We start from the raw sequence: 18,313 nt of genomic DNA on the forward strand, positions 1-18,313 counted from the left end.
GCGGCCGGATTTTTCCGTTGTTTTCGAGGGTTGTGCGGGACCGGCTGAGCACCGGTCCCAGCGCAAAGTGGCCCGGAAGCGGTCTCTCAGGGCCCATATTCTCCGGACCTCATGACTGCGCCAATTTGGTGAACAGCTTACAACCGAATGAAATTGCTTTCTTTTTCCGAAGATGCGGCTGAACACTTCGACACCGGTGGCGTTCGCAAGGTGGAACCAACGTCGAACTTATGACTGCAGGAATGCTAGGTGACCTCGTCGGCTTTCCAGACGATTAGGTCGCTGGCGTCCGGCACGCGGGCGTTCTTGTTGCGCGTCTTCCAGGTAGGCTCGATGAGGTTTTGCTTCGACAACTCTACGATCTGCTTCTTGATTTCTGGCGGTGAGACATAGTGCTTCTCCATGAAGGTTGCGGCAAATCTCTCAAAAGTTCTGGGCGCATCCTTTGTGCACTGGGCGAGCTCGGTCACGAGCGCCGGAAGGTCTTCGAGGTGCCTTCTTCTCATGGCGCCGTATGGCCCCGGGGAGTGCTCCTCGTCGTCGAACATGCTGAGCTGGCCGCGCGCCCGCCGGTCCTGCACCTTCCACTCATGGTCCGGTAGCGCCTTCTTCTCTACTTCCCTGAGCACAAACACGCCGTCAGGAGCTGAGGTGCCGTAGACCATGCTGAAATGCAGGCGCCGCTTCTCGACCATCTCGATCGGCGAGTGGCAAGCGTAGGCGAAGCGCAGTTCCGTCTTGAACATTCGGAGCACAGCCGCCCGGATATCCTGCGCCGGCAGCTCCCGGCCCGCAAGTTCGGCGGCAATATCGTCTCCAACAATGGCTCGTAGCCAACGCTCTCGGTCTTCAGATGGGTGGTAAAGGTGGCGCTGGATGTGTTCGTGCATGAAGTTCAGTATCAGCTCGCATCGCCGCTGGCATATGGTCTTGAGGGCGTCAAGCGGATAACCGGTCCACCCCGTGGGATCCACGAAGATGAGGCGGAAAGGATGGGTCGCGAGGCGGTCAATCCGGGGCGCGTTGTCCTCGAAGCTGCCAGTGAGCGCGTGGATTTCGACATGCGGGAATTCTGGGCGAACGCGCTCGACGAATTCCGCTAGGTCCTGCGCCGCAATGGAGTCCTTCTCGTTGAAGATGCACCTTACCTTTGCCTCTTTGCCCTGTTCTGAGAGGTTGGCGGCGACGGTGTTCAGTGTGTCGAGGGCGATGCCGAAAGATGTGTCGCGAAACTTCGTCCTGTCCTTGTTCTCCCATGGACCAGAAAAGCCATCGATGAAATCGACAGCGCCATATCCATGAAGGATCTTGTAGGCGAAACGTTCAAGGTACCGTCGAAGCAAGTCGTGCTTCGCTTTCGTTTGCTCCCGCTCATCGTATAATAACTCGTCCAACAATCTGACCCGTTTTCCCAAATGGCGGCAGTTCAAAGCTATATCGCGATCTGTGGCAACCCATCGTGCGTTTCGCCGTCCAGCGCCCGGCCAGCGAGCTTCTTGCCGAGCCGTATCATCGGCGTCCCGTCCTGAGCGTGCTCGAGCCGCTTCCGAGCAAGGTTTTCGCCATCACCGGGCGCCCAATCGCCCCATTGTTTAAAGTGAAATGCAACCTCCGCCTCCATGCATTGGAGATGGATATTGCGGAACCAGGTCGGGCTCGCGGGGCGCGCCCTCGGCCCGCTCTCACCGCCGGTTATTACCCAGTGTAGGCTAGGCAGGTAAGATTTGAGGTCGAGATTGCCCAAGAGCGGTTCCGCTGAGATGAAGCGCACGACAGCCGGCGTGTTCACGAGGTGCGGAAGGTTCTCGTCCGCGCGCGTTTGAAGCTCGACGGTAGTGCCGAGCCACACATTCGGCCAGCCAAGCCCCCAGTTTTCCGGCAGGAAACGTAGGATGTTCTCCGGCCGCTTTGTTAGCAGGAGCCAGTCGAGGTTCGGTGTCTCGGCGATTAGCTTCCAGAGCCGCGTCCGGCTTTCGACTAGGTCCGGGCGATCCTCGAAGACGTCAGCCATGGACGCGCAGAAAACCCGCTCGCGCCGGCCCGTCCCCTCAAGCCTGCGGTTCCACTTTGCCGGTTCCGCCCAATGAGCGTCACCACAGAAGCGCCGCGGCGCATTGATACCCCAGACGCTTTGGCCGGTCCGTTTTGCCCAAGCCTCAGCGTAGCAATTCTTGCAGGCTTCGGAGACTTTTACGCACCCCCACCACGGATTAAAGGTGTGATGCGTCCATTCGATTTTGCTGCGCTCTCCCATACAGTGCTCCCTAGCCTCCACAAAAAGAATCGCACGTGCGGCGCTTATTGGCAAACTATTCCAATCAGCGTTTTACTTCTTGAAATCATGGCAGGCTCTTCGCCGCGCCATTGCTTGCTCCAGCTACTGAGTTTCGCGGTAGGCCAGTTCGTTCCGAGCGAGTCTCAGGATACCCTCGACGCATTCATAGCGTTTGGTTTCAAACCAAATCCCCGTCAGGCCGAGGCTCGCCAGGAAGGCGTTCCGGCCCCGCAGCTCCTCCAGGCTTTCTGGGCAAGACTCGACAACGAAATGTTGTGGGAGATCGTCGCCGTGGTGGCTCGCCTTGATCGCTTTGAAGACCTGAATTGTCCGGTCGTTGTGCAGACTGCACCCGAGAAACAGAAGGCTGTTGTTCCGGAAATAATAGTCGAGCAGCTTCGGAATAGGCAGAGACAGATCGATATCACCCGCTCCATAGGCAGCGTCGTACTGATCCTTGCTCAGGACGCAGTGGCCCGGGCGACGAATGTCGCCGTGTAGCTTGACCACGGTCGTCTTTTCCGCGTCAGGGAAGTCTGTTGCGTTCTCCCCTGTGATGATCTGAACAGGTTCCGGATTACCTGTTTCGAAGGCTTGTTCGATCAATCGGTCGTAGTTCGTCGTAACCACCGTATCCGAGAAGAGCTCTGCCAGCCGAAAGACAACGTCCGGTATTGTGCCGTTGCGGTCAAACTCGTCGCGAATGTCCTGCACGAACACGTCTCGTCCTCGCAGGGCTACAATTTGCTCGATGACGCTCTCGTACTGGCCTTCCTTTAGCAGTTCCTTAACGGCTTCGCGTTCCAGACCAGCCGTTTCTGCCTGGTGCCACAAATGCCCCTCCCAGGACGAAAAACCACCGGGCACGGAAAGCCCTGCGCCAACGAAGGGAAGTGTGTCCTTTGTCGCCAAACGGCCCAAGAGTTGATCAAAGCGCCGCTGGTTCAGTTCAAACCAGTGGTTGTCGTCACCCTCGGCAGGAAAGGTGTCCGCGAAGAACTGCTCGCACAGGACTTCGTGCCGCCTTTCCTTTCTGTATTCCCGGAACGCCTGGTCATAGGCTTCGCGGTCTCCGGCAAAGAACGCCTTGCTGGGATCGGTAAGCTTGGCAAGCCCGAATTCGTCCCGGATTTTTTCTCCGTCCTCGCTGTTCAGCCACTCGTTGAAGTCCGAGAATTTCTCGAAGTGCCCGTGGTGGTCTTCGTCGCACCAACTCATCTTATGAATAGTCATGCGCGAGCCCTGCCGAGGTGTCTTGCCAGGGTGAAAGAACACCAATGGTTTTTGCGGACCTCATGATCAAGCAGCTCTTTCGACTAGCGTATCGGACAAAGTCTTTTGGAGACCTTGTGCGATCTGAACCCTTGTCTTGACCTCATCGCACAAAGCGACGAGGCGATGGACGCGGTCGACAATTCGCGCTTGCTCCGCTTTGGGCGGAATAGGAACCAATAGAGTCTCGACGCCGCCGACCCTCAAATGCTCGACAGTCATTCCCAACGGCTTGTCTTGGACACGGTCCATCAGGTCCGGGGCAAGAAACGTGATGAGCAAGTAATCCTTGTTTATCGTGTCGGGGACCAACCTTGCGAGCATCATTCTTTGGCCCAAGCACAGCCGTTCACCCTCTGGTATCAGGCAGGCTTCCCCCATGGGGGCTTCCCGCGTAATCAATAGGTCGCCGGGTTCGGGTTTCGCGCGAAGGCTCCAGGCCTCGAACGTTTTTTCGTCGACGTATTTTTGATCTGTGTCGTTCAAACGGCCATTTCGGACGTTGGTAGTGCGGATCAGGCGCACGCCGTCTTCTGAATAAGGTGCGGTTTTGTTCTTGCAGTCGATCACCATCAGGCTCGCCTGCATGAGCGTGGCCCATTCCCAACCTGGTGGGAGTTCCTGCAATCCTTCCGGGACGGTCTGTTTTTCCGATTTCTTGATCTGGGTCTTGGCTTCTTTTTCGTTTGGGTATCCCGCCTCCAAAAGTTCCAACCGGCGGTCGGCCACTTCCTGAAGGAGATGTTGGGCTGACACCTCATCGGGATCTTGCGCCACAAGTTTTCCCTTTATCGCAAGGAGGTAGATCGTCTGGCGAAGCTTTTCGATGCTTTCTTCAGTTGTGAACAGAGCGTCGAAGTTGGCTTCTATGCGGGCCCAGTTCTGGGCGAGGTCTTCGGGGGTTTGGCCGTTTGCGAGGGCCGCAAGGCAGGTTTCGACGAGGGTCTGGTGCGCCTTGAGGCTGCCTTCGGCTTGCGCCTCCAACGTATCGCAAAGCCCCATCAGCTCATCCACCTTGGCCACGATGCGGTGCTGTTCGGCGGTTGGCGGGAAAGGAATTGCGGAACTAGCGATCTGCGCCCCAGAGAGATGGTCCACAGTGGTGTATGCCTTTATTCCCTGCAGCGCGCTCAATTCAAATTGAAGAGCTATCGCTATGAATTCGGGGACAACGAGATCCGAAAAGAATACCAGCCTTGAAACTCGCTGGTTCAAAAGGGCTAGAGGTCCTCTCCATGGCGCGACGCGAAACTCGCCGTCCATACTGATTAGATAGTCACCGTTCTGAACCAAAAATTCTTCCCGGTACGGCCCTTCGAAAAAGGTCCCACTGAATTCTTTGCCGACATCGCGAATGCGGATCAATGGGAAGCCCGCACCGATTTCATTAAAGCTCCGAGACTTAAAGGCGAACCCAGCCTGTGACCAAGCGGCCTCGTCTAGACGTACAGCCGCCCAGTTCTCCGGTAGCTCAAATCCTACATCCGCAGGCCCATCCAATTTTCCCCTTACGGGCTTTATCAACCCCTCAGCTAGTGCTGCACGCTTTTCTTCTGCAAGTGCGGACAAAAGATCGGTAGCATTGCCCTCCTGTGGTTCTTGCGGAACGAGTTTCCCGCGCACAGCAAGCCCGAGGATGAGTTCGCGAAGTCTCTGTATCCCATGAAGACTTACGAGTTTTCCACTCCCGCGTCCGGCACCGGATTTCTTCTCGACGGATGAGGTCCAGACGTCCAGATGCTCGGTGATCAGCTGGCTTACGTCCGTCATGCGCGCGCCCCGTTCAGTGCGTCGGACAAGATCGTCTTCAGTTGGTCGCGAAGCGCCTGGATTTCATTTTGGGTGGTAGCGAAGTTTTCCAGCAGTTCGTCCGGGTCGTGATTGATCGCATCGCCAACGTGCGGGTTCTTCAGGTCGAAATTGTAACCCCGCGCCGCGAGATCTTCGGCGCTGATCTTCCACGCCTGATCGGTCTCGACACGCGCTTGGAACCCATCCGTCTCATCGCCCCACCAATCGATCTCTGTCTGGAATTCCTCATACTTCATCGGCTTGGTTTTGTTGTAGCTCGTCACGCCCTCTGGATATGGGTGCTCGTAGAACCAGACATCCTTGGTCGGCGTACCTTTGGTGAAGAACAAGATGTTGGTCTTGATGCCGGTATAGGGAGCAAAGACACCGTTTGGCAGGCGAACGATGGTGTGCAGGTTCGCCTCTTCCAGAAGGGCCTGTTTGAGCCGTGATTTCATCCCCTCGCCAAAGAAGAACCCGTCCGGCAAGACGACGGCAGCCCGCCCATTTGTTTTCAGCAGTCGCAGGATCAACGCCATGAACAAATCGGCCGTTTCGCGCGTGCGGTAGTGGGAGGGGAAGTTGTTCTCGATCCCATCTTCTTCCATCCCACCGAACGGTGGGTTGGTGACGATGACGTTCACGCGGTCCTTTTCGCTGTAGTCCTTGTACGGGCGTTCCAGGGTGTTCCCGTGAACGATGCTGGAGGGCGTGTCGATGCCGTGCAGGATCATGTTTGTCACGCAAAGCATGTGCGGCAGGGCTTTTTTCTCGACGCCCCGGATCGATCTCTGCAGGACCTCTTCGTCGGCACCTGACTTGACGTATTTGCTCCGCTTATGATCCACCACGCAGGCAAGGAAGCCGCCCGTGCCACACGCCGGGTCGAGGACTGTCTCATCGAGTTTGGGATCTACACGGTTGACGATGAAACGCGTCACGGCGCGAGGCGTGTAAAATTCCCCTGCATTGCCGGCACTCTGCAAATCCCGGAGGATTTGCTCGTAGATACTTCCGAACGTGTGCCTGTCAGCGGTGTTGTTGAAATTGATCTCACAGATTTTGTTGACAACCTGCCGGATCAGAGTGCCCGATTTCATGTAGTTGTATGCGTCTTCGAACACGCCACGTATGACTTGCGCCCGGGCGGCTTGTGGTCCGTGCGTCGGCAGTTTTTCTTTCAGCGTCGGGAAAAGCTGCGAGTTGATGAACTCTGACATCGCATCGCCTGTTATGCCTTCAGGGTCCTTTGCCCATGAGCGCCAACGGATTTCCTCGGGCAACGGTGATCTGTAGTCGTCCTCCAAGAGTTCCATCTCGGCTTCCCGATCATCGAATATCTTCAGAAAGAACATCCAGACCAACTGGCCAATGCGCTGCGCATCGCCGTCGACGCCCACGTCCTTTCGCATGATGTCTTGGATGGATTTGATAACCCCGGAAACGTCGCTCATTTCGCGTCTACCTGCCTATATATTTGTTCTTCGAGCTCTTTCAGGGCCCGCTCATACTCGTCCTTGCCTCCGAACACATCGTTGATGATTTCCATCGGAGTGCCAATTTTGTCGAACGGCTGAAGTTTTAGGACCTTCGCGCTTTCGATCGTTGTGATGCCTTCGTCCGCGTACTTGTCTAGAAGAGCAGACAATACCGCACGTGCCTGTTCACCATACTTCGTAAAATAGTCGCGCTTCTTAACGTTGTTGGCGCGTTCTTTCCGAGTCAGTGGCGGTTGTTCGAATGCGATGTGGCACAGCAAGTCGAAGTCGCCAACGTCTTTACCTACCTCTGCTGCAAGGTTCTCCAAGAGCACCCCGTGTTCCTCCAGTTCTTCGATGATGGCCTGTTTTTTGTCCGCATCATTCCAGGTGCGGATGAAATCATCCAAGGACGCGAATTCCGACCGAACCTGCTTCTTCGCGAAGTCCTTGTAGGACTCGGTGATCAGGTTGCCGTCTGGGCCAAGATACTCAATGCGCTCAGCAATGATGTTTGCGTCGACACCGCTGACGCGGATTTTGGTTGTGCCGACCGGTTCATCGCCACCCGGACCGTCGTCATCGTCGTCTGGATCATTTGGTGGATCGGGGGGAACTGGATCATCATCATCACCGGGCGTATAGATGACAACTGGGTCGCCATCAAAATCGGGATCCCGGAACAGATCGGTCGCTCCTTTGAAATCCATGATCGTGAAGAAGTACTTGTTGTGCTCTTCATCGATCCGAGTGCCTCGCCCAATGATCTGCTTGAACGTCGTCATAGATGAGATTGTCTTGTCCAACACAATGACCTTGCATGTCTTGGCATCCACGCCGGTCGTCAAAAGCTCGGACGTCGTCGCAATGACGGGAAACTTGCTCTCGGGGTCGATGAAGTTATCCAACTCTGCTTTGCCCTCGACGCTGTCGCCGGTGATACGCATCACGTATTTTGGGTGCTCAAGGGCCAAGGAACCCGCAGCGTTCACGATGGCTTTGCGCATCCGTTCGGCATGATCGATATCTTCACAGAATATGATCGTTTTTGAGAACGGATCAGTGGAATTCAATAGCTGCATCACACGTTCGGCGACAAGCTTGGTCCGTTGATTAAGGACTAGAATTCTGTCCATATCCTGGCGGTTGTATTCTCTCTCGTCGATTTCCGCGCCAAGATCGTCCGTCATTCCAGCTGGCGGCGTCCAGCCTTCAATGTCCCGGTCGATATCTATTTTGACCACTTTATATGGCGCTAAGAACCCGTCATCGATGCCCTGTTTCAGACTATAGGTGTAGATCGCTTCTCCGAAATATGCGGTGCTCGAGACGTATTTTGTCTCCTTTGGGGTGGCCGTGAGGCCGATCTGAGCTGCGTTAGAAAAGTATTCAAGTATCTCACGCCATGCCGCATCCGCTGCAGCGCTGCCTCGATGGCATTCGTCGATCACAATCAAATCGAAGAAATCAGGCGATACAGACTTAAAGATCTTGTCGCTCTCATCAGGGCCTGTCAGCGCTTGATAGAGGCCGAGGTGAATTTCGTAAGACGGATCGATCTTACGATTTCGTATCTTGGTCATCACGCTTCCGAACGGTTTGAAATCGTTCACTAGCGTTTGGTCTACAAGCACGTTCCGATCTGCCAGAAACAGAATTCGTTTGGCTTCACCAGCTTTCCAAAGACGCCAAATAATCTGAAAGGTCGTATATGTTTTGCCTGTACCAGTAGCCATGACAAGCAGAACACGGTCCTGCCCTCGAGCAATTGCCTCAATGGTCCGGTTAATCGCTTCTACCTGGTAATAGCGAGGCTCTTTGCCTGAGGAGTCCTCGTGGTAAGGCTCTAGAACGAGTTCCTCGGCCTCGTCTTCGATGCCCCGAAATTTCTTGTAGCGCTTCCAAAGCACATCGGGCGATGGAAAGTCATTGAGCGGGAACACACGTTCGATATCCTCTCCGGCTTCTGGCACTTTGTTGTGCTCAGAAAAGGCATCGCCATTTGAACTGAATGCGCTGGGGACTTCCAGAATGCCTGCATAACCCAGCGCCTGCTGCATGCCATGACTGACGCCAACGTTGTTGTCCTTAGCTTCGACAACACCAATTGGAATGGAAGGCTCCCAAGACAGCACGTAGTCTGCAAATTTCTTCTTTTTCTTGTTTCGAGAGGACATGTTGCCACGAACAACTACTGGTCCTGGTGTCAGCGTAACTTCGCGGCGGATTTGTGTCATTGGCTCCCAGCCCGCATTTCGAATTGCTGGAGATATGAAAAGGTCGCAAATATCGCTTTCGCTCAATTTTTTCTTTTCTTTTTCATCCATGCTGGGAATCCTGCAGTGACTATTCGTGAGCTATTGGCTGCAGACTAGCGTTAAAGCACAAATTCACCAGACGGAACTTGGGCTTAGGCATCAATCCGAAGCAAGTTGAGATGCCCGGCCGGCCATCCAACTGCACTATGCCAACAACATCAGCCTTTCTCAATGTGTATGGTATCTGATGCCGCGGAGATCGTTCTGTCACCGAAAGGAGGATCGCTGATGCTTCCAGTCCGTAGGAAAAGGAGCCAACAACCGCCCTAAGCCCACGTCTAGTCCGTGCTTCCCGTCGAGGATCGACTCGATGATGTCCGGCGCGAGCAAAGTCAGGCGGAGGACACGGGTCATGTATGAGGTCGCGATCCCCTCATGCTCGGCTAGTTCGGCAACGGTTGCATACTCGCCCGACTCCAGCATCCGCTTCCACCGGAACGCACGCGCGAGCGCCTTGATTAGCGTGTTGTCGATCCGGTGCAGTCGCTTGTCACCTTCTGGCAGCTGCATCTCTTTTCGCCCGCCGCGTTTCACAACGCGGTACGGGACATGGAGCGTCACCGTCTCGGGGATCGTGATACCGCGAGTCATGCCGCGTCTCCGACGCCGCCGGCCAGCATCTCACGGGCCAGACCGCTGAGGCCGTCGACGCGCAGGCCGACATCAAGCCCGTCCGCGCCGATGTCGACGCGCTCGATCAGCAGCGCCGTGATGCGCGCCTGCTCAGCGGGGAAGAGTTCGTCCCACAGCGGATCGAGTTGCTGCAGGGCCGCGCGGGCGTCTGCCTCAGTGATATCGCCGTCATGCGCTCGGGCCGCCTTCCACGTGCCCGCTACGATCTCGGGCTGGCGGAACACAGCGCGCAGCCGGTCGATGACAGCGGCTTCTATCTCACCCGCTGGCACACGACCGACGGGACACGATCCGGCACCATGCTTCAGCACCGTCTGGCTGACATAGTAGCGGTAGAGCTTGTCGCCCTTGCGTGTGTGGGTTGGCGAGAACGCCGCACCATCAGGGCCGTAGAGCAGCCCTTTCAGCAGCGCGGGCGTATCGGCGCGGGTGCGGGCGGCGCGCTTGCGGGGGCTTTCGGTCAGGATTGCGCGGACCTTGTCCCAGACATCTCTTTCGATGATGGCGTCATGCTCGCCGGGGTAGCTCTCGCCCTTGTGGACTGCCTCGCCGATATAGGCGCGGTTGTTCAGCAGGCGATACAGGTATTTCTTGTCGATCCGGTTGCCGCGCGGTGTTTGGATCCCGCGTTTAGCTACCTCGCGCGCCAGTTCCGTCCCCGAGCCGATCTCGAGAAAGCGGGCGAAGATCCAGCGCACATGCTTCGCGCGCTCCTCATCGATGATCAGTTTGCGATTTTCAACTCGGTAGCCGAAAGGTGGGACGCCACCCATCCACATGCCCTTCTTGCGGCTGGCGGCAACCTTGTCGCGGATGCGCTCGGCCGTGACCTCACGCTCGAACTGGGCGAAGCTGAGCAGGATATTCAGCGTCAGCCTGCCCATGGAGGTGGTGGTATTGAACGACTGCGTCACTGAGACGAAGGTCACGCCGTTCCGATCGAACACCTCGACCAGCTTGGCGAAATCGGCCAGCGAACGGCTGAGACGGTCGATCTTGTAGACAACGACCACGTCGACCAGCCCGTCCTCAATATCTGCCATCAGCTGCTGCAGGCCCGGGCGGTCGAGTGTCCCGCCGGAAATGCCGCCGTCATCATACTGATCCCGGACCAACACCCATCCCTCCGAACGCTGGCTGGCGATGTACGCCTCGCAGGCCTCCCTTTGGGCATGGAGCGAGTTGAACTCCTGCTCCAGCCCTTCCTCGGAGGATTTGCGCGTGTAGATCGCGCAGCGCAGTTTTCGAACAATCGGTTTGGTCATGCGCCCCTCCGATGGTTTTTCAGGCCGAAGAACACCCAGCCGTTCCAACGTGTGCCGGTGATGGCGCGGGCAATGGCAGAGAGTGATTTGTAGGGGCGGCCCTGCCATTCAAAACCGCCGGTGGTGACGGTGACGACGTGCTCCACGCCCTGCCATTCGCGGATCAAGCGGGTGCCGACGATGGGCATCATGTCAGCGCGGACGCGGCTCTTTTTCCTGTCACCTCCGTCTAACTGTTCTCCAAGGGCTTCCAGACGTTTCACCGTTTCCGGTTTCAGGCCGCCATAGGCCAATTCTTGGATGCGGTATGCGAGGCGGCTCTCCAGATAACGACGATTGAACCGGGGCGGCTCGCTGTCGAACAGCTCACGCCATTGCTTCTTCAAGTCTGGCGTCGTTGTCGTCTTGAGCGCGGCCAGGCGGGCGGGAATGGGATCTTGTTTAGTCATGCGGTTCTCCGGTGAGTTGGAGTTGCATGACGCCATTCGTTGGCCGGATAGTGTAGGCTACTTTCTCCAATTTCGTCAGATACTTCCGCTCGATCACGCATCTGCAGCCGCACGAGCCCAAGAGCCAACAGGCCGCATAGCTCGGCGCGGCGTTCTGCGGGCGTCATCTGACAGGGTGGGAGTGGATTGGGTCGTTTCATACGGGCCTCAAGCGGTTGTCTCCCTGGGCCTCTACTCATCGGCCTCGGGAACCGTCCCAAATGCTCGCCCGGCGGTTGCGGTCGCATAGGCGAGAACATAGTATGAACACTCATTTCATGGAAAAGGGGGATTCGCGATGGCCGGCAATTTGAAAAAGTTCGTGAATCCTCGGTTCATCAAGACAATTGATCTGAGCCTGATGAAAGCATTGCTGGCCCGTCACGAAGGCAAATTCACCGATTTCTCCATCGATGTGCTCGATCAGGAAGAAGATGCGGCACGGGGCGCGCTACACGATCTCCTGACGGGGGCTGAGGACAGTTATCCAGAAGGTTTGCGGGCCGATCTCCACCGTATCGCCGAACTGGGCGACAAACGTGGCCTTGAAATTATCCAGACCCAGGCTGACCGTCAGGGCATCGATTTGTTTCCGGACATGAAAACCGGCGATGAGGATGCGCCTAACAAGGCACATGAGCCGAAACACATCGCCGTCCGGGTATTTCTGGAACATCCCGACCTGTTCGACGCCGCCGCCGATCACATGGCGATGCTCGCCGCTGATCGTCTGCACGAATACGCTGGGCTGGAACGTGGAGTCACGATCGACCTGACGCCTGAGAAGGTCGAGGCGTTCAGGACGGCTGTCGCAGACCTGTTCCGCGATGCGTTCCTTGGAGATTACTGCCGAGTCGGTGATTACGCCGATGGCGACGAGATCAACCTCGTGGTCAGTCACGGCTCCATGGTCTCGACCATGCCGGTCGTCGAAGGCCTGCAGGAGCGGGTCATCAGTGTTCGGCAGATTGCCCATGCTGTGCTGCGATATTCCGAGAACACTGGGATGCTTCGGCTCGCGCGGATCAGAAAAGCCCACCAACCAGAGATCGCCGAACTCTTCGCTGCGATCATCCTGGGGCGGCCCGGCTTTTTCGATGGTGACGATGCACAAGACCTTTACACGCTACGACCGATTGAACTCGCGGGCCCCGATTTCACCTTTGATCATGCCTACGATCCCATGATTGACCGCGTCCTGATCATCGAGGCGGCGGCGGACCTGATGGTGCCTGGCAAGAAGGGCTATCCACGGGTGGCGCGCACGCTCCGGTCGCGCGATCTTAGCGGGGAAGCGCTTCGGCACTTTGGTGGCACGCCGGTGTCGTTTGCCGGATCATGGCGTCTTGGCGAACTTGTTTTTCGGATCTTGTTCAAGGGCGATGGTAAGCGACAACCACAGGTAACTGTCAAACTGCGCCCGCCCGGCGTCGTGCAGTTCCGGCGCACTCAGCACGAGGCGCGGGTGATGACCTTGATCGAACGAAACGGGCTGACGAATGACCGAGACGATTTTGCAGTTATTGACGCAGCTGAGTGAGGCAGGCGACGACGCCGTTCTTTCGGGGGCTATCGCTCAATCGCATTACGGATCTGAGTTTGACAGACTTTTGCGCAAGCGCGTCTTGGTTGAAGTAGCACCAATAAGCGAGTGGGATGTCTGCGATCGCTGTGAATGCGAAATGATCTCGCGGCCAATTCAACAGAATGGCGATCGATACCAAGCCGATTGCCCGCTCGATCCTCGAGAAGACGTGGTTCTGAGTGCCGAGGACATCCGGTCTTTTCGAATCAATCTCCACGGTCTTGCCGGAGAGATTTCCACCAAGGCTGCGTTGCGAGGTCACGCTGAAGCTGTCGCGGGAGGTCTCTGGAAATTGGGTGAAACAGAGGCTGGGAGACTTGTTTTCCTGATCTTTCAGACGTCAGTTCTGAAGCTGGAAGGGCTTTTGCCGATTATGCGAAGGTTGTCTGGTTCAGGCTCGGTGACCCTTGTTGCGCCACGACCAAAGGCAGAGAGTGCGGCCTATCTGATCGACGCAGGGGTCCACGTTATTGGATTTGAAACCGTCTTTGCCGCGCATTGCGCCAGCCGAGACAACGCGGTTCTCGATCCCCCATCGGAAGAAGCGGAGTTGGTCGTTCACGTGCAATCGGGCGCAGTCGAATGGCGCAATTGCCTCATTTCCTTTCCTCACCAGCTTTTTCCGTCACTTCGACGGCTGGTGGACAAAGCGCTTTCAAGGGATACGCTTGCCTCGAAGGCGTATCTTGAGGACACAACCGGTCGGGCTGCATCAGATCTTGTGCGGGAGATGCGCGACAAGATCGTGGCCTCTGGTTTCTCGCAGGCGGATGCCAAGGATCTGATCAAGACGGTACATGGCAGAGGCTATCGACTGCAGATCGACCCGTTGCGGATCAGGATTATCGAGTAGCCGTCGGCTGCCGGGCATCACGGCCGCGAATAGACTGCGCCGGATCTGCAAACCATCGCCGCGTCCCACCATCGCTGAAAAAGCGGCTGTCATTCTCTTTGTGGACTGTAGTAGCGTTCAGAAGCAGTAGTTTAACGTAGGAATTTCATATGGAAGCCCGCACGAAGACGGTCGAAGACTGGTTCGCAATGATCCGCGAGGGGCTTTTGACGCTGCCCAGGTTCCAGCGTTTTGAGGCGTGGCGACCAAACCAGATCGAAGGTGTTCTGGAGAACATCCTCCGCGTACCTTCACTGCCGATCGGCGCGCTTCTGCTCTTGGAGGTTGGTGACAAGGAGCTCTTTCATTCGCGACCGCTTTCCGGGGCCCCAAATCCAAAGGGCATGCCGCAAATGAACCTGCTTGATGGGCAGCAGCGCATGACCGCTTTGTGGCGATCATTAATTGATGACTATGACGAGTTCACTGTTTTCGTATCATTGGAAAACGAAGAGCGCCCTGAAATCGAAATCGTGAAGCGATACATTTCCAAGTCAGGCAAACGCATGCCGCTTTGGGCTGACATTCCGGCCGAGTGTCTGGAGCGCAGTTATTTCCCTGTTTCGATACTTTGTCCTGGTTCCAAAGGCGAGCATGCGATGGACGAATGGACCGAGGCAGCGGAGACGGACAAGGCGACTGACAAAGCCATCATGCGTTTGCGCCAAAGGCTTGCCTCCTATCCCATTCCGTTCTTGTCGCTGCCTGTGACCACGGAACAGGAAACGGCGCTCGACGTCTTCATCAAGATGAACACGTCGGCATCGCCGCTGAAGGATTTCGACATCGTTGTTGCACAGCTCGAGGGTGCTGTCGGCGACTCGCTGCACGACATGATTGCCGAACTCAACGAAAAGGTTCCCGCCGCTGCCGACTATGGAAAGGTAGAAGACGCGGCCTTGGCGATTGGGGCGTTGCTGAACGGCAAGCCACCATTAAAGCGTACTTATCTTGACCCAGCATTCGGCAGCGAGCTGGCCAATGTTTGGGATCAGGTTGTGGTTGGATTGAAGCGTGGCGTGTCGTTCTTGCGGGACGAAGCGATTTTCAATGAGCGTTTGCTGCCAACCGAGGTGATTGTCTACCTGACTGGTGCCCTATGGGCGCATGTTCCTGTTGACGGTGCGGATCAGGAGGGGCGTGCGCGAACGTTGATCAGGAAAGCAATCTGGCGCGCCAGCTTCACGGATCGCTATCTCAAGACTGCAACCACACGTGCCTTTGCCGACTACAAGGCGATCCAGGACATGATCGTAAATCCGGATTCAAGGGCCGCGCCGGATCTGTTTGATGAGGCCCAAAATCCGTTGCCTCCGGCCGCTGAGCTCATTCGCGGCGGCTGGCCGAGCCGCAAGGACCGGCTTGGGCGGGCAATCATTGCGGTCTCACTCTATGGCGGCGGCTATGATTTCGCAGATGGGGCGAAAGCAACCGCAGACAACGTGCGCTTTCGCGAGTACCACCACGTCTATCCGCGTAGCCTCGTGCAGGATCAGTTCCCGGATCATGAGGTGAACTCCGCTCTGAATTGTGCGCTGATCTCTTGGAAGACCAATCGAAAGATCGCGGCCAAAAACCCCAAGCAGTATCTTGAGGAGCGCGGGCAGGATGCCAATGCCACTGAAGAACAGGTTCGGCACAGGCTCGAAAGCCATCGCGTGCCTTACGACGATCTGGTTAACGGCGATTTTCAGAAGTTCATCGAAACGCGCGCCGATCTGATCCACACGTCGATGCAGAAACTCTGCGAAGGCTCCGTCCCTTGAACTGATCGTGCGACGGTCCGGCTGAGAGGCTCGTAGGTTGTCGCGCAAGCGGCTCCCAGAAACCCACAGAACTTTCCCAGATCGTTCCCACCAAAGCATCAGCTGCATCCGGCAGTTTCGGCTCATCAGAAACGATGACCGAGGCGCACAGCGATGCAGATCGAACTCTCCCCCGACGACATTGAAACCATCATCTCCGAGGCCGACACCGCGGCCCGGCGGCTGCGGCGGCGGCTGGGTCTGCCCGTCTGCGATCGCGAGGATCTGGGTCAGGATCTGCTGATCGATCTTCTGCGCCGCTTGCCAGCTTTTGATCCGACACGCGGCAGCCTCGGCGCATTTGCAGGTCTGGTCCTGCGCAATCAGTCCTCACGGATCGCGATCCGGATCATGCGTGAACGCAGGGCGCAGGGTGGCGGGTTGCTGTCGCTCGATGCGCCCTCGGGTTCTGAGGACCAGCGCCAGCTCGCCGAGACAATCGGTGAGGACGATGGGCTGTCCGCTTGGCACGGTCAGGCGACCAACGCGTGTGTATTCACTGAGCAGCATCAGGCCGTGCAAACCGCGGTTTCACGGTTGCCGCCGGAGGACCGGCGTCTATGCGCAGCGCTGGCACATCGCCCGATTTCGGCGCTGGTCTCCGAAGGTTTCGGCAGCCGGTCCACGCTTTACCGCCGCCTTGCCGATCTCCGCCACGTCCTCACCGCTCATGGCATCGGCCTCTCCTGGGACGATGTGGCTGCGGCCTGAGTAGAGGCGAAAGGAGGAGATCATGTTCATGGGAAACACACCCTTCATCACGGTTCGTGCCAGCCGACCGCTGTCGGAGATCGAATTCTGCGCCTGGGTGGCGCAGGCCGTTCCCGGAGACCGGCTGGAATACCATCGCGGCTTTCTGGTGCTCGACATCTTCCCTGTGTTTTCAGGGCTGTCGGAAGCGGCGCGGGCCGAGTTGAGCAGGCTTGGGTTGCGAGCCTTCTGGGCCGCCGAGCAGGGCCTCGTGCATCTCGTGCAGGAACGCCTGGGCCCGGATCAGTTCGCCTACATCGCCGTCGCCCGGCCCAAGCCCAAAGCCGCCGCTGCCTCCCTCTCCGAGCTGTTGCTCGCCGAACAGGAGGCCGCGTGATGCCCGCCTTCCAATCCTTTTTCACCGATCACGGAGACCCTTTCATGCCATTCCCCGAGAACACCCCCACGCCTGACGATCTGCCATCCCTCAGCGCAGCCGACATTGCGGCGCTGCCGGTCGAGTTCCTCGCGATCCTGCAGCGTGAGATCGACGAGCGTCTGAAGCGCGACAAGGCGGCCAAGGCCCGCTTCGATGGTGGACTGGCAGTCCGCTACGCTACCCGCGCCGCCGAGGAGCGCCAGGCTGTTGGCAAAGATACCGGCACCGTCCGGTTCGACGACGGTGATTTCACCGTGGTCGCGGATCTGCCGAAGCGGGTGGACTGGGATCAGGACAAACTGTCCGACATGGTCGCGCGGATCCGAGATGCCGGGGACGATCCCGCCGAATATGTCGATCTCGCCTACAAGGTGCCGGAGCGCAAATACGCCGCCTGGCCCGAAGCCATCCGGCAGGGCTTCGAGCCCGCACGCACCGTCCGGCCCGGCACCCTGAAGGTCGAGATCCTCGCGCAGGGGGCTGACCAGTGAGCCTCCCCATCATCAGCGCCGACCAGCGGTTGGCAGAGCCGCGCGGTATCAAGGGCTGCATCTTCGGGAAATCCGGCATTGGGAAGACCTCGCTGCTCTGGACCCTCGATGCCGACCGCACCTTGTTCATGGATCTCGAAGCGGGTGACCTCGCCATCGAGGGCTGGACGGGCGCCAGCATCCGGCCGCGCACATGGACGGAATGCCGGGATTTCGCAGTGTTCATCGGCGGTCCCAACCCGGCGTTGCGCGATGAGCAGCCTTACAGCCCGGCGCACTATGCCGCCGTCTGCGACCGCTTTGGCGATCCGACCGCACTGGACCACTACGACACAATCTTCGTGGACTCGATCACTGTGGCGGGGCGGCTGTGCTTCGGGTGGTGCAAGGGCCAGCCCGAAGCGCTGTCGGAGAAGACCGGCAAGCCGGATGTGCGTGGGGCCTATGGATTGCACGGCCGCGAGATGATCGGCTGGCTCACCCATCTGCAGCACACGCGGGCCAAGAACGTCTGGTTCGTCGGGATCCTCGACGAAAAGCTCGACGACTTCAACCGCAAGGTGTTCCAGCCACAGATTGACGGTTCCAAGACCGGGCTCGAGCTGCCGGGGATCGTCGACGAGGTGATCACCATGGCGGAATTGAAGGCCGATGGCGGCGATCCGTATCGCGCCTTTGTCTGCCACACGATCAACCCCTGGGGATTCCCGGCCAAGGATCGCTCCGGGCGGCTAGCTCAAGTCGAAGAGCCCCATCTCGGCCGCCTGATGGCAAAAATCCGGGCGCTCGCTAGCCCGGCGCCCGACAGGCTGACCTACACCCCGCCACCCGCCGATCCGGCGGCCACCGACCAATCCCAACCGCAATCCTGAAGATAGAAGGAGGTTCCCC

Annotated in this window: 16 protein-coding genes; 7 read left to right on the forward strand and 9 right to left on the reverse strand. The window is 57.7% G+C overall.

Annotated elements, in window-relative coordinates; genetic code table 11:
- Window positions 1-245: 245 nt before the first annotated feature.
- From tcmP to EP376_RS20660, 9 genes are all read right to left on the reverse strand, one after another.
- Entirely contained in the window at window positions 246-1,394 is a 1,149-nt protein-coding gene (gene tcmP / locus EP376_RS20620) for a three-Cys-motif partner protein TcmP (protein ID WP_164745016.1), read from the reverse strand.
- 38 nt (window positions 1,395-1,432) lie between these two features.
- A complete protein-coding gene (locus tag EP376_RS20625; protein ID WP_127657405.1) occupies window positions 1,433-2,254 on the reverse strand; it encodes a DUF5131 family protein in 822 nt (273 codons plus the stop codon).
- Window positions 2,255-2,377: 123 nt separating this feature from the next.
- On the reverse strand, window positions 2,378-3,508 hold the full coding sequence (locus EP376_RS20630) for an SIR2 family NAD-dependent protein deacylase (RefSeq protein WP_127657406.1): 1,131 nt from the start codon (window positions 3,506-3,508) through the stop codon (window positions 2,378-2,380).
- Between the two features lie 66 nt (window positions 3,509-3,574).
- Window positions 3,575-5,317 (reverse strand): restriction endonuclease subunit S, encoded by a 1,743-nt coding sequence (locus EP376_RS20635; protein WP_127657407.1) that lies wholly within the window; start codon window positions 5,315-5,317, stop codon window positions 3,575-3,577.
- Window positions 5,314-6,792, reverse strand: coding sequence for a type I restriction-modification system subunit M (locus EP376_RS20640; RefSeq protein WP_127657408.1), 1,479 nt, complete (start codon window positions 6,790-6,792; stop codon window positions 5,314-5,316). The genes EP376_RS20635 and EP376_RS20640 overlap by 4 nt, the downstream gene beginning before the upstream one ends.
- Window positions 6,789-9,143, reverse strand: a complete 2,355-nt coding sequence (hsdR, locus tag EP376_RS20645) for an EcoAI/FtnUII family type I restriction enzme subunit R (protein WP_127657409.1) — start codon at window positions 9,141-9,143, stop codon at window positions 6,789-6,791. The genes EP376_RS20640 and hsdR overlap by 4 nt, the downstream gene beginning before the upstream one ends.
- Window positions 9,144-9,341: 198 nt before the next feature.
- Window positions 9,342-9,725, reverse strand: coding sequence for a hypothetical protein (locus EP376_RS20650; RefSeq protein WP_127657410.1), 384 nt, complete (start codon window positions 9,723-9,725; stop codon window positions 9,342-9,344).
- Window positions 9,722-11,032, reverse strand: a complete 1,311-nt coding sequence (locus EP376_RS20655) for a recombinase family protein (RefSeq protein WP_127657411.1) — start codon at window positions 11,030-11,032, stop codon at window positions 9,722-9,724. The genes EP376_RS20650 and EP376_RS20655 overlap by 4 nt, the downstream gene beginning before the upstream one ends.
- Window positions 11,029-11,481: a DUF2924 domain-containing protein gene (locus tag EP376_RS20660; protein ID WP_127657412.1), complete on the reverse strand. Its 453-nt coding sequence runs from the start codon at window positions 11,479-11,481 to the stop codon at window positions 11,029-11,031. The genes EP376_RS20655 and EP376_RS20660 overlap by 4 nt, the downstream gene beginning before the upstream one ends.
- Before the next feature lie 337 nt (window positions 11,482-11,818).
- Between EP376_RS20660 and EP376_RS20670 the strand changes: the two genes are divergently transcribed.
- The 7 genes from EP376_RS20670 (at window position 11,819) to EP376_RS20700 (ending at window position 18,294) form a co-directional block, all read left to right on the forward strand.
- Entirely contained in the window at window positions 11,819-13,060 is a 1,242-nt protein-coding gene (locus tag EP376_RS20670) for a hypothetical protein (RefSeq protein WP_127657414.1), read from the forward strand.
- Window positions 13,020-13,958, forward strand: coding sequence for a helix-turn-helix domain-containing protein (locus EP376_RS20675; protein ID WP_127657415.1), 939 nt, complete (start codon window positions 13,020-13,022; stop codon window positions 13,956-13,958). Before EP376_RS20670 ends, EP376_RS20675 begins: the two co-directional genes overlap by 41 nt.
- Before the next feature lie 149 nt (window positions 13,959-14,107).
- Window positions 14,108-15,763, forward strand: a complete 1,656-nt coding sequence (locus tag EP376_RS20680) for a DUF262 domain-containing protein (protein ID WP_127657416.1) — start codon at window positions 14,108-14,110, stop codon at window positions 15,761-15,763.
- Window positions 15,764-15,916: 153 nt separating this feature from the next.
- Window positions 15,917-16,513, forward strand: coding sequence for a sigma factor (locus EP376_RS20685; protein WP_127657417.1), 597 nt, complete (start codon window positions 15,917-15,919; stop codon window positions 16,511-16,513).
- 22 nt (window positions 16,514-16,535) lie between these two features.
- Window positions 16,536-16,889 carry a hypothetical protein gene (locus EP376_RS20690; protein ID WP_203331072.1) on the forward strand — a complete coding sequence of 118 codons (354 nt, stop codon included), beginning with the start codon at window positions 16,536-16,538 and terminating at the stop codon, window positions 16,887-16,889.
- On the forward strand, window positions 16,889-17,422 hold the full coding sequence (locus EP376_RS20695; RefSeq protein WP_203331073.1) for a hypothetical protein: 534 nt from the start codon (window positions 16,889-16,891) through the stop codon (window positions 17,420-17,422). Before EP376_RS20690 ends, EP376_RS20695 begins: the two co-directional genes overlap by 1 nt.
- A complete protein-coding gene (locus EP376_RS20700) occupies window positions 17,419-18,294 on the forward strand; it encodes an ATP-binding protein (RefSeq protein WP_127657418.1) in 876 nt (291 codons plus the stop codon). Before EP376_RS20695 ends, EP376_RS20700 begins: the two co-directional genes overlap by 4 nt.
- The last annotated feature ends 19 nt before the right edge of the window (window positions 18,295-18,313 follow it).

Source organism: Alexandriicola marinus (genome assembly GCF_004000435.1).
GTDB classification, from domain to species: Bacteria; Pseudomonadota; Alphaproteobacteria; order Rhodobacterales; family Rhodobacteraceae; genus Alexandriicola; species Alexandriicola marinus.

What these genes read in the sequence shown, in the direction of transcription:
- EP376_RS20655 (WP_127657411.1), bottom strand. Translation starts at nt 11,032, where the DNA reads ATGACCAAACCGATTGTTCGAAAACTGCGCTGCGCGATCTACACGCGC.
- EP376_RS20690 (WP_203331072.1), top strand. Translation starts at nt 16,536, where the DNA reads ATGTTCATGGGAAACACACCCTTCATCACGGTTCGTGCCAGCCGACCG.
- EP376_RS20675 (WP_127657415.1), top strand. Translation starts at nt 13,020, where the DNA reads ATGACCGAGACGATTTTGCAGTTATTGACGCAGCTGAGTGAGGCAGGC.
- EP376_RS20630 (WP_127657406.1), bottom strand. Translation starts at nt 3,508, where the DNA reads ATGACTATTCATAAGATGAGTTGGTGCGACGAAGACCACCACGGGCAC.
- EP376_RS20680 (WP_127657416.1), top strand. Translation starts at nt 14,108, where the DNA reads ATGGAAGCCCGCACGAAGACGGTCGAAGACTGGTTCGCAATGATCCGC.
- EP376_RS20695 (WP_203331073.1), top strand. Translation starts at nt 16,889, where the DNA reads ATGCCCGCCTTCCAATCCTTTTTCACCGATCACGGAGACCCTTTCATG.
- EP376_RS20685 (WP_127657417.1), top strand. Translation starts at nt 15,917, where the DNA reads ATGCAGATCGAACTCTCCCCCGACGACATTGAAACCATCATCTCCGAG.
- EP376_RS20650 (WP_127657410.1), bottom strand. Translation starts at nt 9,725, where the DNA reads ATGACTCGCGGTATCACGATCCCCGAGACGGTGACGCTCCATGTCCCG.
- EP376_RS20670 (WP_127657414.1), top strand. Translation starts at nt 11,819, where the DNA reads ATGGCCGGCAATTTGAAAAAGTTCGTGAATCCTCGGTTCATCAAGACA.
- EP376_RS20625 (WP_127657405.1), bottom strand. Translation starts at nt 2,254, where the DNA reads ATGGGAGAGCGCAGCAAAATCGAATGGACGCATCACACCTTTAATCCG.
- EP376_RS20635 (WP_127657407.1), bottom strand. Translation starts at nt 5,317, where the DNA reads ATGACGGACGTAAGCCAGCTGATCACCGAGCATCTGGACGTCTGGACC.
- EP376_RS20660 (WP_127657412.1), bottom strand. Translation starts at nt 11,481, where the DNA reads ATGACTAAACAAGATCCCATTCCCGCCCGCCTGGCCGCGCTCAAGACG.
- hsdR (WP_127657409.1), bottom strand. Translation starts at nt 9,143, where the DNA reads ATGGATGAAAAAGAAAAGAAAAAATTGAGCGAAAGCGATATTTGCGAC.
- EP376_RS20640 (WP_127657408.1), bottom strand. Translation starts at nt 6,792, where the DNA reads ATGAGCGACGTTTCCGGGGTTATCAAATCCATCCAAGACATCATGCGA.